Annotated in this window: 17 protein-coding genes; 5 read left to right on the plus strand and 12 right to left on the minus strand. The window is 50.4% G+C overall.

Annotated features, from left to right (window positions below):
• Positions 1–330 precede the first annotated feature (330 nt).
• From PUQ60_RS04590 to PUQ60_RS04610, 5 genes are all read right to left on the minus strand, one after another.
• On the minus strand, positions 331–573 hold the full coding sequence (locus tag PUQ60_RS04590; RefSeq protein ID WP_273400786.1) for a hypothetical protein: 243 nt from the start codon (positions 571–573) through the stop codon (positions 331–333).
• A gap of 114 nt (positions 574–687) precedes the next feature.
• Positions 688–2190 (minus strand): 23S rRNA (uracil(1939)-C(5))-methyltransferase RlmD, encoded by a 1503-nt coding sequence (rlmD, locus tag PUQ60_RS04595; RefSeq protein WP_273380724.1) that lies wholly within the window; start codon positions 2188–2190, stop codon positions 688–690.
• Between the two features lie 30 nt (positions 2191–2220).
• Complete coding sequence (locus tag PUQ60_RS04600) at positions 2221–2811, minus strand: TIGR01440 family protein (RefSeq protein WP_022358840.1); 591 nt, start codon at positions 2809–2811, stop codon at positions 2221–2223.
• Between the two features lie 91 nt (positions 2812–2902).
• Positions 2903–4006 carry a chorismate synthase gene (aroC, locus tag PUQ60_RS04605; RefSeq protein WP_273380722.1) on the minus strand — a complete coding sequence of 368 codons (1104 nt, stop codon included), beginning with the start codon at positions 4004–4006 and terminating at the stop codon, positions 2903–2905.
• Positions 4007–4031: 25 nt separating this feature from the next.
• Positions 4032–5108 (minus strand): lactonase family protein, encoded by a 1077-nt coding sequence (locus PUQ60_RS04610; protein ID WP_022358842.1) that lies wholly within the window; start codon positions 5106–5108, stop codon positions 4032–4034.
• Positions 5109–5505: 397 nt separating this feature from the next.
• On the opposite strand from PUQ60_RS04610, the gene PUQ60_RS04615 reads away from it, so the two are divergent.
• The 4 genes from PUQ60_RS04615 to PUQ60_RS04630 are packed head-to-tail and all read left to right on the plus strand — an operon-like array spanning position 5506 to position 9920.
• Positions 5506–6039 carry a helix-turn-helix domain-containing protein gene (locus tag PUQ60_RS04615; protein ID WP_273380719.1) on the plus strand — a complete coding sequence of 178 codons (534 nt, stop codon included), beginning with the start codon at positions 5506–5508 and terminating at the stop codon, positions 6037–6039.
• A gap of 36 nt (positions 6040–6075) precedes the next feature.
• Positions 6076–7152, plus strand: a complete 1077-nt coding sequence (potA, locus tag PUQ60_RS04620; RefSeq protein WP_107001835.1) for a spermidine/putrescine ABC transporter ATP-binding protein — start codon at positions 6076–6078, stop codon at positions 7150–7152.
• A gap of 18 nt (positions 7153–7170) precedes the next feature.
• Positions 7171–7992, plus strand: coding sequence for an ABC transporter permease (locus tag PUQ60_RS04625; protein ID WP_022358845.1), 822 nt, complete (start codon positions 7171–7173; stop codon positions 7990–7992).
• Entirely contained in the window at positions 7992–9920 is a 1929-nt protein-coding gene (locus PUQ60_RS04630; RefSeq protein ID WP_273380716.1) for an extracellular solute-binding protein, read from the plus strand. Before PUQ60_RS04625 ends, PUQ60_RS04630 begins: the two co-directional genes overlap by 1 nt.
• Positions 9921–10004: 84 nt before the next feature.
• On the opposite strand, the gene PUQ60_RS04635 is transcribed toward PUQ60_RS04630, so the two are convergent.
• The gene (locus tag PUQ60_RS04635) at positions 10005–10145 is read right to left on the minus strand and encodes a hypothetical protein (protein WP_273380714.1); all 141 of its coding nucleotides are present in this window, start codon (positions 10143–10145) and stop codon (positions 10005–10007) included.
• 111 nt (positions 10146–10256) lie between these two features.
• On the opposite strand from PUQ60_RS04635, the gene PUQ60_RS04640 reads away from it, so the two are divergent.
• The gene (locus tag PUQ60_RS04640; RefSeq protein ID WP_118469322.1) at positions 10257–10688 is read left to right on the plus strand and encodes a NifB/NifX family molybdenum-iron cluster-binding protein; all 432 of its coding nucleotides are present in this window, start codon (positions 10257–10259) and stop codon (positions 10686–10688) included.
• A 51-nt stretch (positions 10689–10739) separates the two neighbouring features.
• On the opposite strand, the gene trmL is transcribed toward PUQ60_RS04640, so the two are convergent.
• The 6 genes from trmL to PUQ60_RS04670 form a co-directional block, all read right to left on the minus strand.
• Positions 10740–11234, minus strand: coding sequence for a tRNA (uridine(34)/cytosine(34)/5-carboxymethylaminomethyluridine(34)-2'-O)-methyltransferase TrmL (gene trmL, locus PUQ60_RS04645; RefSeq protein WP_022358848.1), 495 nt, complete (start codon positions 11232–11234; stop codon positions 10740–10742).
• Between the two features lie 134 nt (positions 11235–11368).
• Positions 11369–12544, minus strand: coding sequence for an aminotransferase class I/II-fold pyridoxal phosphate-dependent enzyme (locus tag PUQ60_RS04650; protein ID WP_273380711.1), 1176 nt, complete (start codon positions 12542–12544; stop codon positions 11369–11371).
• A complete protein-coding gene (locus PUQ60_RS04655; protein ID WP_022358850.1) occupies positions 12541–13023 on the minus strand; it encodes an Lrp/AsnC family transcriptional regulator in 483 nt (160 codons plus the stop codon). Before PUQ60_RS04655 ends, PUQ60_RS04650 begins: the two co-directional genes overlap by 4 nt.
• A 14-nt stretch (positions 13024–13037) precedes the next feature.
• Entirely contained in the window at positions 13038–13655 is a 618-nt protein-coding gene (locus PUQ60_RS04660; protein WP_273380709.1) for an AIR synthase-related protein, read from the minus strand.
• 115 nt (positions 13656–13770) lie between these two features.
• Positions 13771–15303 (minus strand): VanW family protein, encoded by a 1533-nt coding sequence (locus PUQ60_RS04665; protein ID WP_273380707.1) that lies wholly within the window; start codon positions 15301–15303, stop codon positions 13771–13773.
• Positions 15304–15430: 127 nt separating this feature from the next.
• The gene (locus tag PUQ60_RS04670) at positions 15431–16156 is read right to left on the minus strand and encodes a 3'-5' exonuclease (protein ID WP_273380705.1); all 726 of its coding nucleotides are present in this window, start codon (positions 16154–16156) and stop codon (positions 15431–15433) included.
• Positions 16157–16383: the final 227 nt, after the last annotated feature.

Here is a 16383-nt window from a genome sequence, read left to right on the forward strand (position 1 = left end):
CCGCTTCTTTTTCTTCCTTATTCTGTTTTTCTTCCTCCAACTCCCGGAGGACTTCTTCGCCGTACTTATCAATCATCCGTACCAGAAAATCAATGCACCGCTCAAATTCAATATTCTGTTGCATAAGCTCCTCCCGTTATTGTTTGATCTGAGCTTATTTTACAGAACCTGCCTGAAAACCACATTGAATAGAAATTGATTGTAAATTGACACAATCACTTTAAAAATATCCGCATTTTCTTAAATCAAATATATGTTCGTGTTATGATAGATATACTCAATCTTAACTAGCTATGACGGAAAAACCAGCCTTCCAAAACTTAGAAAAGATCACTTGCTATAGAATTGTAATTTGCTTCTTCTTTGACCCCTTATAAACACAAAAGCTGAACAAACAGGATTTTTCGTCCTACTTGGCAGATTATAGTTCTCTCCTACTTCGATTCCACATTTCCTTTTGATTTGAGAAATATATAAATTTGAAACCTTCAAGCCAAATTCTTTCAGCATATAATCTTTGATTTCCTGATAGGTCGCTTTCGGCTCTGCACTGGTTGCATCCAGCTCATCCAAGTCTAAATCGATCTCTATCGTGTCATCTGGTTTTTGCGCGAGCAACGAGGCAAGCCGAGATGCTTGCATCTCGATTTGCCGACTGCCGCGTTCATCGAGACAAGTACTCTTGTCTCAATGTTGGGACAAAAGAGCTACCGTCTCCACATGCCCGCTCATCCCGAACATATCACAGCATCTCACGCGCTCCACCGCGTATCCTCTTTCATCCAGATACTTCACATCGCGCGCCAATGTGGCGGAATCGCAACTGACATAGACTACCCGCTTTGGCTGCATCCGGACGATCGTGTCGAGGCAGACGCTGTCACAGCCTTTGCGCGGCGGATCGACGACGATGACATCAGCATAGACCTGATTTTTCTCATACTCCCTTGGAAGTACCTCTTCAGCTTTTCCGACGAAAAACTCGACATTTTCCATGCCATTTAATGCCGCGTTCCGGCGGGCATCCTCGATCGCCGGAGGGACGATCTCTACACCGTACACTTTCTTCGCTTTCTGCGCCAGAAACAGGGAAATGGTTCCGATTCCGCAGTACAGATCCCATACAGTCTCCCCACCGGTCAGCCCCGCGTATTCCAGCGCCGTTCCATAGAGTTTTTCCGTCTGCACCGGATTGACCTGATAGAAAGAAAGCGGCGAAATCTGGTACGATACATTTCCGATTTTATCTGTGATATAGCCAGGTCCGTATAAATTTACAAGCTCCGCACCAAGAATCACGTTTGTTTTTTCCTGATTGATGTTGTAGGAAATACTGGTCATGCCAGGGACTTCTTTTAAGCGTTCCACAAAAATATCCGCGTGCGGCAGCTTCTTTCCATTGATGACGAGACAGACCATCAGCTCGCCGTTTGAAAATCCCTTCCGAATCAATGCATGGCGAATCAGACCCTTGTGCGTCTCCTCGTCATATGGCGCAATCTGGTATTCTTCCATGATTTTCTTGATAATATCCAGAATTACCGCATTTTCTTCGACACCCAGCAGGCAATCCTCCGCTTCCACAATATGGTGGGTGCGTCCCGCGTAAAATCCAGCAATGATTCTTCCATCCTTATCGCGCCCAAACGGAAACTGTGCCTTGTTGCGGTAGCGCCACGGGTACTCCATCCCCAGGATCGGCTCCATGGTGATAGTTTTATCCACACCTTCCCCGGCACTTTTCCCCGACACGTTCTCTGCTTTCACCCCCGCATCGGTTGTCTCCATCCTTTCGGATGTATTTCTTTCAGATACATTCTCAGGCACACTCACTTCATCTGCCTGCTCCGGCAGCCGCAGATTCTCCATCCCGCCGATCCGGCGCAGGTTATTGTAGACCTTGCGCTCCTTAAAATGAAGCTGCGCCTCATAACTCATCATCTGAAGCTGGCAGCCGCCGCACTGTCTTGCGACCGGGCATTCCGGCATCACGCGGTCTTTGGATGCTTCCAGCACCTCCATCAGACGGGCAAAGCCGTAATTTTTCTTCATTTTCATCGCCCGCGCCCGGATCCGATCCCCGATCACGGCATCTTTTACAAACCAGATATAGCCGTCCTGCTTTCCGATCCCGGCTCCATCTTCGCTCATATCTTCGATTGTCAGTTCAAATTCATCATTTTTCCTGATTTCCACGTTTTTTTTTACTCCTCATTTTCTTTATTTCGCATCCAGATAATGCGCCCGCTCTCCGCCAATATATTTCAGCCTCGTTCTCGCACACGTCACATGGGCGCCGCCGATCGCACGGATCGAGGTACGCACCGGAACTGCAACCGGGCGCAGGTGCATACCGATGAAAGTGTCTCCAATATCGATGCCCGCGTGTGCCTGAATCCGCTCTACGGCTGTCGGATGTTCAAATCCCGCATAGGCTGCCGTTGCAAAGGAACCGCCTGCTTTTAGCTGCGGCACGACGTTTACCATCTCCAGACCATATTTTTCCGCCGCTTCTTCTTCCACAATCAGCGCCCGGTTCAGATGTTCACAGCACTGTGCCGCCAGATAAAGCCCCTGCGACTTGGTAACTGCATACAGCTCCTCAAACACCGCTTTTCCGATCTCGGCACTGGAATAGGAACCGATCTTATGCGATGCAATCTCGCTGGACGAGCATCCGACCACCAAAATCTGTCCCGGCTTCATATTTGCCGCACTGAGAAGTTCCTCTGCGGCAATCCGTACCTCCTGGCGTAGCTCCTCTAACTGTCCTGCCGTCTCTATTTCTTTTGAAATTCCTGTTGCACTCATCCTGCTGCCTCCTGATTTAATGCCAGAAAAAGCCGCGGACCAAACAGGCTGAGCCCGCCGCAGCTTTTCCAAAATTTTTATTTGTATTCCCTTACTTCCGGTAAAACTCCTGAATCCGATCCAGCCTCGCCGTCATGCCGCCCAGCAGCATATCCGCCGCCGCAAATGCCGCCATCGTCTCAACCACGACAACCGCTCTCGGCACAATGATCGGATCATGGCGTCCCTTGATGCTGATGCCGATCTCCTCGCCGCTCTTATTGACAGTTCTCTGCTCTGCGGCAATCGACGGGGTCGGTTTAAATGCCGCACGGAACACAACTTCGCTTCCATCCGTCATACCGCCTAAAATGCCGCCTGCATGGTTCGTCGCCTTGCCGACGCTTCCATCCGGCTCCATGACAAATGCGTCGTTGTTCTCGCTTCCTGCCATCTGCGCCGCATGGAAACCCTCTCCGATCTCGAAGCCTTTAACGGCACCGATCGAGCAGATTACCTTTGCCAGGTTCGCATTAAATTTATCAAAAACCGGTTCACCAAGCCCTGCCGGAAGACCGGCAATCACGCATTCCACGATACCGCCAGCAGAATCTTTCTCCGCCATCTTCCTTTCCAGATACTGCTCTGCCTCTGCGGCTGCGGCAGCATCCGGCATATACAGCTTATTCTTTTCACATTCTGCCAGATCAAACCGATCCGGCGCCACTTCCACCGGTCCGATCGCTTTCGTGTATGCTTTTACCCGAATGTTCAAGGATTCCAGCAGCTTTGCCGCGATAGCGCCTGCTGCCACGCGTCCGATCGTCTCGCGTCCCGAAGAACGTCCGCCGCCCCGGTAATCCCGGAAACCGTATTTTTCATCGAAGGTATAATCTGCATGTCCGGGACGGTAATAACTGGCGATCTCACTGTAATCCTTCGAATGCTGATCCTGGTTCCGCACCAGCATCGAGATCGGCGTGCCCGTCGTCCGCCCTTCAAAAACGCCTGACAGGATCTCCACCGTATCGCTCTCGCTGCGCTTCGTCGTAAAACGGCTCTGCCCCGGTTTGCGGCGGTCCAGATAACGCTGAACGTCTTCCTCACAAAGCGCAAGCCCCGCCGGACAGCCATCTACGACCACGCCCACGCCTGCACCGTGGGATTCGCCCCACGTTGTCATTGTCAGTATTTTTCCGTATGTTGATCCTGCCATTCTCGCTATTAACTCCTTCTGCCATTTAGTCTGCTTTCTTTCCTCTCGTAGGTACCTTTGTAATCACACAGCAGTTCGGCTCATTCACCGAAATACTGCGTCCGCTCATCACCAGCAGTTTCTCCTTATATTCCACCTGGAAGAAAGAAATGCTGTTACTGCCGTGGTTGATCGACGCCAGATGGTTTCCATCCGGGAAAATCGCAATATCCTTCGGGTAATCTCCACTGATCGGCAGACAGCAGAGCAGCTTCAAAAGCCCCGTCTGTGCATCGCGCTCGTAGACACTGACTGAATTATCGCCCGCATTGCTGCAGAACAGATGTGTCTCGTCCTCGGACATCCGGATCGTGCACGCTGCAGTCAGCTGGCTGGTGCGCTCCGGTGCGGTCGATGGAATCGTCTGGATCTTCTCGATCTTCGGTACACGATCGCCCGTTTCATACGTGTATACATCAATCACATTTTTGATTTCATACATCAAATACAAGAATTTTCCATCCTTGCTGAACATGAAATGTCTCGGACCAGATTCCAAATCACAGCGGATCGCGTCCACCAATGAAAGGGTTCCCTTCTCGCCATCAAACCTGTAAATCTTGACCTGGTCAATTCCCAGATCGGCTACCAGCAGGAATCTGCCATCCGGCGTGCGCTCCGCACAGCTCACATGCGGGCGGAACGTGCGCTCTGCCACGCTTCCAAGTCCCTTGTGGTAAACGCCGTCGGTCACTTCCCCGATAGAACCGTCCGGTTTCAGGCGGACCACCGTCTCCTTGCCGTCATGATAGCCGGATACAAAGATAAACTTGTCCTCCGCATCGGTCGCGATATGGCAGCCGCGCATCGCCTTGATATTTGCGCTGTTCACACGGCTGAGTGCGCCATTTTCCAGAATCCGGAACGCCACAACGCCCTCGTCCGCGATGGAATAGAGCATCCGCCCGTCATGTGAAACAGTTAAATAGGAAGAGTTGTCCACTTCCACCTCGCACCGGTAGATAAATTTTCCCTTTTTTTCATCCACATCATACACGGTAATTCCCTTTGCCTGACCGTTGTATGAGTAAGAACCCACATATGCCATATATTTATCCTGCATGAAATGTTCCTCCTTTGATCCCCCAGAACCGTTATAACGGTTTCTATCAAATTATCTGCCCCTATTTTATCATCATACCGCCATTTTTGCACCCTTTTTTCACACAATTTGAGAACCCCCGGATTTTCCCGTTTTTTTCCTTGACACCTTCCCCACATTCTGTATAATAGATACTCGGAAGCAAGTTTATTATTTCTAAACAAAAAGATTAATTTTACATTCATTTTAGAATTTCTAAACTTTCATCTTACTTTTGCATGTTTCTAAAAAACGCCGGACGGATGGTTTTCCCACCCGGTTTTTATAAAAAAGAATGTGCCCTAGCGCATCCTCGCGGAGCGTTTTTTGTTTCATAGGACGCAATTTCCTATGAAACCAGGAAAGGAGGTTCCCTCTGTTGAGTATAGGAGGAAAATTAAAGGAACTGCGAATTTTAAAGGGTCTGACGCAGGAAGAGCTGGCTGACCGCGCAGAGCTTTCGAAGGGATTTATCTCCCAGGTAGAGCGCGATCTGACCTCCCCGTCCATCGCTACTTTGATGGATATTCTCCAGTGTCTCGGCACAACCATAGGGGAGTTTTTCAACGAGGCTCCGGAAGAACAGATTGTATTTGAAAAAAACGACTATTTTATCAAGGAAGATCCGGAACTGAAAAATGAGATTCAGTGGATCATCCCGAACGCCCAGAAGAACACGATGGAACCGATCCGCCTGACACTCAGTGCCGGCGGCTCCACCTATCCGGACAGCCCGCATGAGGGTGAGGAATTTGGCTATGTTCTTTCCGGCAGCATCCTGATTCATCTGGGGAACCGGACGTACAAAGCCAAAAAGGGCGAATCTTTTTACTATACGAGCGACAAGACGCATTACCTTGAAAGCCGCTCCGGCGCGACGATCCTCTGGGTCAGCTCGCCGCCAAGTTTCTAATACTACACATTATTTTACTATTTACGGAGGAAACCCATGAGCCAGCCATTAATCGATTTACAGCATATCTCGAAACGCTTTGACGACACCCTGGTCCTGGATGACTTGAGCCTTTCAGTAAAGGAAAATTCCTTTGTAACGCTCTTAGGTCCCAGCGGCTGCGGCAAGACGACCACGCTCCGCATCATCGGCGGATTTGAATCCCCAAATACAGGAAAAGTAATTTTCGGCGGCGAAGACATCACCAAACTTCCGCCAAACAAGCGCCAGCTAAACACCGTATTCCAGAAATACGCACTGTTTCCGCATATGAGCATCGCAGATAATATCGCATTTGGACTAAAAATTAAGAATAAATCAAAAGCATATATTGATGACAAAATTAAGTACGCTTTAAAGCTTGTAAACCTAAACGGCTTTGAGCACCGCAGCATTGACTCTTTGAGCGGCGGTCAGCAGCAGCGTATCGCCATTGCACGTGCGATTGTCAACGAGCCAAAGGTCCTGCTTCTCGATGAGCCGCTCGGTGCCCTAGATTTAAAACTGCGCCAGGACATGCAGTACGAGCTGATCCGTCTGAAAAATGAGTTAGGCATCACTTTTATCTATGTTACCCACGATCAGGAAGAGGCGTTGACGATGTCCGATACCATCGTTGTCATGAACCAGGGTTATATCCAGCAGATGGGTTCCCCGGAACAGATCTACAACGAGCCGGAAAACGCATTCGTTGCCGACTTCATCGGCGAGAGCAACATCGTGGACGGTCTGATGATCCACGACGAGCTGGTTGAAATCTTCGGTGCGAAATTTGCCTGCGTCGATAAAGGATTCGGAACAAACCAACCGGTAGACGTTGTCATCCGCCCGGAGGACATCGACCTCGTAAAACCGGAGGAAGGCACGCTGCAGGGCATTGTCACCCACCTGATTTTCAAGGGCGTCCACTATGAGATGGAAGTCACCACACCGGACGGCTATGAATGGCTGGTTCACAGCACGGATATGTTCCCGGTCGGCGAGAAGGTCGGCATCCATGTAGACCCGTTTGACATCCAGATCATGAACAAGCCGGCGTCAGAGGACGAGGAAGCTGTGGGCGTCAATGAATAGAAAGGAGTCGGACTTAGCATGAAATCAAACGTGAAACGGCTCTTCGCCGGTCCTTATATTCTCTGGATGATCGGTTTTACCATCATCCCGCTCCTGCTGATCGTATACTACGGTCTGACAACCAAAAGCGGGGCATTTACACTGGCAAATGTCTGTTCCATCACGACACCGGAGCATATGAAGGCGCTGCTCTTATCCCTGGGTCTGTCTCTGGCTGCGACCGCCATCTGCCTGCTTTTGTCCTATCCGCTGGCTTTGGTGCTGCGCCGCCGCGGCATTGGGGCAGGCAGCTTCATGGTATTCGTCTTCATCCTTCCGATGTGGATGAATTTCCTGCTCCGCACCCTCGCGTGGCAGACGCTCCTGGAGAAAAATGGCGTTATCAACGGCATTCTTTCCTTTCTCCATCTGCCAAATATTGCCATCATCAATACCCCGTGGGCGATCATTCTGGGTATGGTATACAACTTCCTGCCTTTCATGATCCTCCCGATTTATAATGTGCTGGCAAAGATCGACGACAATACCATCAACGCCGCCAAAGACCTGGGTGCAAACAATTTCCAGACACTCATTCACATCTGGATTCCGCTCAGCATCCCGGGCATCATCAGCGGCATTACCATGGTATTTGTCCCGGCGCTGACAACCTTCGTTATTTCCAGTCTCTTAGGCGGCAGCAAGATCCTGCTCATCGGAAATGTCATCGAGCAGGAGTTCACCAAGGGAAGCAACTGGCACTTAGGTTCCGGTCTCTCGCTGGTTCTGATGATTTTCATTTTACTGAGTATGGCGCTCATCGCCAAATACGATAAAGAAGGGGAGGGCAATGCGTTCTGATGAAACATAACCGCTTAAAACAGTTTTTCCAGGACTTTTACCTGGCGCTCATCCTGCTCTTTTTATACATCCCGATCGTGACCATGATCGTTTTGTCCTTTAACAACACAAAATCGAGAACCGTCTGGGGCGGTTTTACCACCCACTGGTATACGCAGATGTTCCAGGATTCCGCCATCATGAATGCCTTAAACAATACGCTGCTCATCGCGTTTGCGTCGGCTCTGATCGCGACCGTCATCGGCACGATCGCCGCCATCGGCATCAACAGCATGAAACGGATTCCGCGCACCATCGTCATGGGAATCAACAACATCCCGATGCTGAACTCCGATATCGTAACCGGTATCTCCCTGATGCTGGCATTTATCGCGTTCGGCATCTCTCTCGGATTTAAAACCGTGCTGATCGCGCATATCACATTTAACATTCCATATGTGATATTAAGTGTCATGCCGAAACTCAAGCAGACGAACCGGTACACCTACGAAGCAGCTCTGGATCTCGGCGCCAGCCCGCTGTATGCTTTCTTCAAGGTCGTATTTCCGGACATCGTCCCGGGTATCCTCTCCGGCTTTTTGATGGCATTTACGATGTCCCTCGATGATTTTATCATTACGCACTTTACAAGAGGTGCCGGTATGGATACCTTATCCACCCTGATCTACAGCCAGGTGCGCCGAGGCATCCAGCCGACGATGTACGCCCTGTCCACGCTGATTTTCGTGGCAGTCCTGGTGCTCCTGGTGATCACCAACTTTGCCCCGGAGAAAAAATCCACCGGCAATGCGACTGTGATTGACACAGAGACCATCAAGCGCCGCAAACGCAACAACCAGATCAAGAACGGCGTTCTGGGACTTGCCTGCACGCTGATTCTGCTTGTCGTTGGTGTCAGCACCTACAGCCGCTACACCACGACTCATTCAAACGAACTGTACGTCTACAATGCAGGCGAATATATTGATCCGGACCTGATTGAGGAATTTGAACAGGAAACCGGAATCAAGGTTACCTACGACGTATTTGAGACACTGGAAGAAATGTATCCGGTCATAGAAGCCGGCGGCGTCAACTACGATGCAGTCTGCCCATCCGACTACATGATTCAGAAAATGAAGGAAAATGACCTGCTTGCCGAACTCAACTTTGACAACATTCCAAATGTCAAAAACATTGACCCGCAGTACATGGAAATGTCCAAGCAGTTCGACCCGGAAAACAAATATTCCGTGCCGTACACCTGGGGAACCGTCGGTATTCTCTATAATACGAAGCTCATCGAAGAAAAAGGACTTCCGGTTCCGACCAAATGGTCCGATCTCTGGAATCCGGCTTATAAAGGCGAGATCCTGATGCAGGACAGCGTCCGCGACGCCTTCATGGTAGCGCTCAAAAAAGACGGCTTCTCTGCCAACTCGACCGATGAAACCGAACTCCAGCAGGCAAAGCAGGATCTGATTGACCAGAAACCGCTCATACAGGCTTACGTCATCGATCAGGTGCGCGATAAGATGATCGGCGGCGAGGCAGCCATCGGCGTCATCTACTCCGGCGAGATCATGTACATTCAGGATGAGGTGGCCGCGCAGAACCTCCCATTCTCCCTGGAATACGTGATCCCGGAAGAGGGAACCAACGTCTGGCTCGATTCCTGGGTGGTTCCGAAAAATGCGAAAAATAAGGAAAACGCAGAAAAATGGATCAATTTCCTCTGCCGCCCGGATGTCGCAGTCAAAAACTTTGAGTACATTACCTACGCGACGCCAAACAAGGCAGCCAAGGAAATGCTGGACGAAGAAATCCAGAACAACAAAGCCGTCTTCCCAGATGCGAAGCAGCTGAAAAACTGCGAGGTTTACCGGTATCTTGGGGATGAGGCGGACGAGCTTTATAATAGTTTGTGGAAAGAAGTTAAGTCTGATTAAGCGGTGTGCCGTTTTTCAAATCATATTTGCAAAAAAGAGTCAACAGAAGTGTATTCTGCTGGCTCTCTTTTTCTATCAAAGATATTATACTTCCAATGCCGATTTTAAGTCTTCCATACTGGAATATCTCGGTGCATTTGGATCTTTTACAATCGTTCTTCCTTCTTCGATTGCTATCAGTAACGCATCCTTCTTTTCATTCTTCTCAATATTTACTCCATCCATACAAGCCACCTCCATATATGTCTATTATATATTTTTTCATAAATAGCATATACATTTATATTGATTTTTCAATTCTAAGCGCTATACTATCTCTAAAAAAGGAGGTCACTCATGAAAATTGCAGTCCCTTATGAAAACGGAGAAATCTGCTCCCACCTGGCTCAGGTGAAAGAATTTTTAATTTTTGATGTAGTTGACGATGAGATTATTTCCACCAAAACCGTGAAACAGACCTATGCAAACGATCCCGGCGCGCTGGTCGAGTTTCTGAAAAAAGAAAATACTGCCGTCCTCCTCTGCGACGCCCTTCCGATCCCGATGATGATCGCCCTGCGCGAAACCAGCATCCAGGTTCTCGGCGGCGCCAAAGGCGCTCCTAAAGACCGCGTCGAAGACTTCTTAAACGGAATGCTTCACTTTGACCGGAGCGGAAATAACGGACCATCCTGCGGCGTCCACCTGCCGGACAACAATAAAAATGGCACTGACTCCGACGCCGAATGCGACGGAAATATCAGTGCCTGTGGGACTTGGTGCCATTAATTCCTGTTTCATCTGAGACGTTGATGACGCACGTGTGGGACAGAATCCACCTTATTTCCATTGGAGGTGATGCAGATGCCCCTCCGTATTCATCTTCTCAAACCCATTCTGCCGCAGCGCCTCATACAGAATGATCGCCACCGAGTTTGACAAATTCAGAGAGCGCGTCTCACCCCACATCGGGATGCGGACGCAGCGCTCCGGGTCTTCGATCAGGAGTTCTTCCGGGATGCCGCGGCTTTCCGGTCCGAACATGATATAGCAGTCCGGATCGTAGTGAACGTCCGTATACACCTGCGTCGTCTTCGTGGTCGCCATATACGGGCGCGCGCCCGGATTCTTCTCCAGAAAATCTTTAAAATCGCTGTAAACTGTCACGTCCAGATGCGGCCAGTAATCAAGACCCGCTCTTTTTACCATTTTATCATTCAATTTAAAACCGAGAGGCTCGATCAGATGAAGCCGCGTGTTCGTTGCCACGCAGCTTCGTCCTATATTTCCTGTATTCATCGGCATCTCCGGTTCATAGAGTACAATATTTAACATCTTTCTTCTCCATTTCCGGTCTTCCTATTTCATTGCAGCAGCGCTGCATCTCTATCTCTTCATCACCGCCGGCAAAACTTCCTGCAAGTTTGCCCTATTCCAAAGCGATTTCTATCCTTATGCCAAAGCAATTTCTACGCTTCTGTCTTTCCATCCAGCCGTGCCACAAACCGCTTAATGCGCTCGATCGCCTTCTGCAGATCCTCCAGCGAATACGCATAGGAAACACGCAGATAGCCCTCGCCGCAGTCTCCAAACGCGGTGCCCGGCACAAGCGCCAGCTTCTCTTCCTGTAACAGGCGGTTTGCGAATTCATCCGAGGTCATGCCAAACCGTTTGATGCACGGGAACATATAAAATGCTCCATACGGCTCGAAACAGTCCATGCCAAGCACCCGGAACTCTCTCAAAAGATAGCGGCGGCGCTCATCGTAGGCTTTCTTCATGCGGGCAATGTCCTCATCGCCATTCCGCAGGGCGTCAACCGCTGCATACTGGCTGGTGGTCGGCGCACACATAATCGCAAACTGATGGATTTTCAGCATCTGTTTTAAGATAAGCGCTGGAGCCGCCGCATAGCCGAGACGCCACCCGGTCATCGCATATGCCTTGGAAAATCCGTTGATCAGCACCGTGCGGTCACGCATCCCGGAAATCTCCGCGATGGAAACGTGCTTGCCGCTGTAGGTCAGCTCGGAATAAATTTCATCACTCAGCACAAACAGATCCTTCTCCTCAATCACCTTCGCGATCGCCTCCAGATCGGTGCGGTTCATGATCGCGCCCGTTGGATTGTTCGGGAATGGAAGAATCAGCACCTTTGTTTTCGGTGTGATTTTCTCCAGCAGCTTCTCCGGCGTCAGACGGAACTCATCCTTCTCCTCCAGCTCGATAATGACCGGCGTACCGCCCGCCAGCACCGTACACGGCACATAGGAAACGTAACTCGGCTGCGGAATCAGAACCTCATCGCCCGGATTGAGCATCGCGCGCAGGGCGATATCAATCGCCTCGCTGCCGCCGACCGTTACCATCACTTCTGTATTCGGATCATACTCAAGGCGCTGACGACGTTTCAGATAATGGCAGATCTCCTGACGCAGTTCCTTTAAACCAGAGTTCGACGTATAGAAGGTACGTCCTTTTTCCAGCGAATAAATGCCCTCCTCGCGGATATGCCACGGTGTATCAAAATCCGGTTCGCCCACGCCCAGGGAGATCGCGCCCTTCATCTCGCTGACAACGTCAAAAAACTTCCGGATTCCGGACGGCGGAATATTTACAATCGTATCTGATAATGGGTTTCTCACGGAACAATCAACATCCTTTCATCCTGAGGACCGTCGCAGAGAACGGTACCATGGTCTTTGTATTTTTTAAGAATAAAATGGGTCGCGGTACTCAGCACAGAATCGATCGTGGAAAGCTTTTCTGCCACGAACTGTGCAACTGCACGCATGGTTTTCGCCTCGATCATAACAGTAAAATCATAGCCGCCGGACATCAGGTATACCGAAGTCACCTCGCTGTACTGATAGATTCTCTCGGCAATCTTGTCAAAGCCCATCTCGCGCTGCGGCGTTACCTTTACCTCGATCAGTGCAATGACCTTCTCCTCATCTGTATTATCCCAGTTAATCAGGGTATGGTAACCGCAGATGATATGTTCATTTTCCATTTCGGCGATCTCCGCCGCGACCGCAGCTTCATTTTCCCCGAGTAAATCCGCCAGCTCTTTGACGCTGATGCGGCTGTTTTTTTCAATGACCGCTAAAATTCTCTCTCTCACTTTACTACCTCCTGTTAATGGGATTTTTGTAAGTCTTTCATTTTATCCATCTCATCCGGTTTTGGCCGGTCAAGAAAGCTATGTACTTCGCCGCTGTAAATCTCGCGTCCGATCGCGGTGCGCGTCCGACCGATGAGCGCCGCCGGAATGCCCTCTCTCTCCAGATTCTGGAGCAGTTTCGGACCGCTAGACGCCGTCAGCAAAATGCAGCCCTGGGACTGTAAACGGTATGGATTGAGGTCAAATACCTCGCAGACCTCCACCGTCTCCTGGCGGATCGGAAGTTTCCTAAGATCCATCTCAAATCCGAGTCCGAATCCATCAAAAAAATGCCACAGCGCTGCCATGACGCCGCCCCCGCCCGCTGGATACCACGCAGATGCGCCGAGACGGGTCAGCACTTTCCGCTCTTTATGTGCAGCAAATGCCTCCAGAAGCGGAGACGGATTCCATTTCTCATAGAGATTCTGGCATTCTCTCACATACCGTGCAGAAAATCGGTTCAAAAGCGCCGCCTCGCCGCTTTTTGCCGCCATCGAGGTACCAAGAAGCGCGGTGTAACCGACCGCCAGAAGATCCTGCTCGGCTTTCATCTCCCCGTATGCCTCGAAAATTTCATCTTTTATGTTCATTCTGATTCCTTTCCCAGCTTCACATTCAAGTACAGTAATTTTCTGCGTTTACCACGCCATGTTACCACAAATCTCTGCTCCCATACCATCACTATATATGATCCGATATAAGCTATCACTCCATCGGCGGCGCTGCTTCCTGCGCCGGACCGGCTGGTCCCTGCGGCTGTGCCTGGGTCGGCTCCTGTGCTGCCGGTGCTTCCGTCGGTGCCGGAACCGGATTTTCCGGCTGTGGTGTCTCAGGCTGCGGTGCCTCAGGCTGCGGTGCCTCAGGCTGCGGTCCAGCCGGAACCGCCGGTGCCGCAGCTGCAACGGCCGGACCTACACGGTAGATTGCCTTCGATGCCATATAGGTATCCGTCTGCAGCAAGGTTTTCTCCGTCTCCACGCCATCCACGTAGACGTATTTCCAGAGCCGTGACTGCAGCCCATAGTGCGCCGACTGTTCCTTCACCCTCGCACCCGGCTTCAAAGATGCGTCCACCTTTGTGATCGGCTCGCCCGGATCCTTCTTCGACAGTGTCTCCGAAACGTATTTGATCGTCCGGTTTGCCGGCCGTGTCTCTTTTCCATATATCGTAAATGAAATAGTCCCGCCGTTCACTGCCCCTTCCATATAGATCGGGGTATCGTATGGATTTTTAAATTTCAGATCCTTATAAGTACCCGCGATCGCCGAATCCTGCGATGCCGGAACGTAAGTAACAATCATCGAATGATTCTGGCGCTGGGTGATATCCATCTCCGCCAGAAGCGCTGCATTGTAGAGCGTCGTGCAGATCTGGCAGGCGCCACCGCCGACCGTATCGACTACCTGACCGTTCGCATAGGAACCTGCCGATGCATAGCCATTTTCCACCGTAAATGGGGTCAGCCATGTATAAGCCGAAAATTCTTCTCCCGGCATCAGAACCGTGCCGTTGATCTTCGCCGCACCGTTCCGCAGATTCTTGGAACGCGACACATTTCCCGGGTTGAATCCGGTACTGAATGTTCCAAGTGCATCCTGAATCGTAGATAATGCCTCTGTCGTGCGGGTCGGCTCTGCATTTTTGACTGTTGCATCCACCGAAACCGGTTCCGAAAGACCGCCCGCGAGCGCCTCATTCAGTGCTTTTGTCGTCGCATCTATGTCCACTTCCTGTCCCGCCGAAGACTGGCTGACCTGAAAGACTCCATTTTCATGCGTGATCACGGCGTCCTGCGGCGCTGTCGTAAATTCCGCGCACCGGGTCTGCACAAACTCGGCAACCTTCGCTTCATCGACCGCTGTCTCAATCTGCAGATCCACACCGGACTGCTCTAATTCCTTCTGATTCAGATACCGGCGCAGAAGATTTCCGCCGGAAAGTTTCTCCACTTCCTCATCAATCTCGTTCTGGTTGACCCAGGAAAATCCCAGCTCCGCCGCCGTCGTCTGAACCTCATGACCTTCTACCCGGATCGAAATGGTCTGATTTTCCATCTCCCCGATCGATTTCTCAATCGTCTGATCCGCCTCTTCCCGTGTCATCCCGGAAAGATCAAACCCACCGACCTGAAAGCCCGTGGGAATCGTCCCCGCTAACGCGGTGCCCGTACCGACTATAAGCAGTCCAATCACTGCCGCGCCGCATACGCCTGCCATCCAATTTCTTTTTTTCATCATCTACCGAACCTTTACATCATAAGACCTGCCAAAATGGTTCCCGCTACCATCGCTACTACTACGATTATAATAACAACCGCTGATACGATCTGGCGTGTTTTCTGATTTGAAAATTTAAACATATCTCTCACCTCTTCTGCATTCTGCCATGCTGCGCGATAATCTGATCCGTAAGTCTCGAAATCTCATTTTTCGAAAGCGAATCAATCTGCGCAGATAAATTTATTCTATGATATTTTAGTAATTCCCGCAAGACTTCTTTTTGCTTTTTTGACGCGGACTGTTCGCGTTTTACCTTGTAAATCAAAGGCTGCGGTGCAAACACCTCCGGCACTTCCAGAAAATACCTGTTTTTAAGCTCCTGATACAGATGGTGCGCCGCCAGCGCATCCGAAAGCGCCCGATGGCTCTCGCCCGGATCCACCGAAAAATACCGGCACGCGGCTGCCAGATTCTTCTTTTCCTCCTCCGGCATAAAATGGCGGCAGATTTTCAAGGTATCAAGCCCCGCGTGCTCAAATGTATACTTCCGGTTGACCGCCGCACGCTTGAGAAAGCTGAAATCAAAGATAACATGATGCCCCAGAAGCGGCAGCTCCCCGCAGAATTCCAGAAGTTCCGGCAAAACTGTATCCAGCACCGGCGCATCCTTCAAATCATCGTCACAGATTCCCGTCAGCTCCCGGATGCGCGCATCCAGTTCCCGCTCCGGGTTGACAAACGTCGAATACGTCTGCACCACGGTTCCATCTTCCACCCGCGCCGCTCCAATCTCGATGATCCGCTCGGTTTTGGGATTTAACCCTGTTGTCTCCAGGTCAATCGCTATATAAGAATTGTCTGTTTTTTCCATTTTATTTATCCATCGTAACTGTTCAGTACCTTCACAGTCACGCGCAAAAATCCATTAAAAATTGCCTACGGCAATGGGATTTTTGCCTGCTGGCCCATGTTTTCGTACGGTCAGCGCAGTAAATGCACAGACCTACTGAACAGTTTACTATCCATCTAATTTAAAATATGGTTGTCCTATATTTCTTCTCGTTCGCAGATGTTCAGACTGCCGCCATCCGCAATTTC

The sequence above is a fragment of the Clostridium sp. AF02-29 genome (assembly GCF_934835585.1).
In the GTDB taxonomy this organism is placed as follows: domain Bacteria; phylum Bacillota; class Clostridia; order Lachnospirales; family Lachnospiraceae; genus Otoolea; species Otoolea fessa.

Excerpts from the sequence above, each read along its gene's own strand:
- PUQ60_RS04660 (WP_273380709.1), bottom strand. The coding sequence starts at position 13,655 with ATGAACATAAAAGATGAAATTTTCGAGGCATACGGGGAGATGAAAGCC.
- PUQ60_RS04635 (WP_273380714.1), bottom strand. The coding sequence starts at position 10,145 with ATGGATGGAGTAAATATTGAGAAGAATGAAAAGAAGGATGCGTTACTG.
- PUQ60_RS04610 (WP_022358842.1), bottom strand. The coding sequence starts at position 5,108 with ATGCAGGATAAATATATGGCATATGTGGGTTCTTACTCATACAACGGT.
- PUQ60_RS04600 (WP_022358840.1), bottom strand. The coding sequence starts at position 2,811 with ATGAGTGCAACAGGAATTTCAAAAGAAATAGAGACGGCAGGACAGTTA.
- PUQ60_RS04670 (WP_273380705.1), bottom strand. The coding sequence starts at position 16,156 with ATGGAAAAAACAGACAATTCTTATATAGCGATTGACCTGGAGACAACA.
- trmL (WP_022358848.1), bottom strand. The coding sequence starts at position 11,234 with ATGTTAAATATTGTACTCTATGAACCGGAGATGCCGATGAATACAGGA.
- PUQ60_RS04625 (WP_022358845.1), top strand. The coding sequence starts at position 7,171 with ATGAAATCAAACGTGAAACGGCTCTTCGCCGGTCCTTATATTCTCTGG.
- PUQ60_RS04665 (WP_273380707.1), bottom strand. The coding sequence starts at position 15,303 with ATGATGAAAAAAAGAAATTGGATGGCAGGCGTATGCGGCGCGGCAGTG.
- aroC (WP_273380722.1), bottom strand. The coding sequence starts at position 4,006 with ATGGCAGGATCAACATACGGAAAAATACTGACAATGACAACGTGGGGC.
- potA (WP_107001835.1), top strand. The coding sequence starts at position 6,076 with ATGAGCCAGCCATTAATCGATTTACAGCATATCTCGAAACGCTTTGAC.
- PUQ60_RS04640 (WP_118469322.1), top strand. The coding sequence starts at position 10,257 with ATGAAAATTGCAGTCCCTTATGAAAACGGAGAAATCTGCTCCCACCTG.
- PUQ60_RS04630 (WP_273380716.1), top strand. The coding sequence starts at position 7,992 with ATGAAACATAACCGCTTAAAACAGTTTTTCCAGGACTTTTACCTGGCG.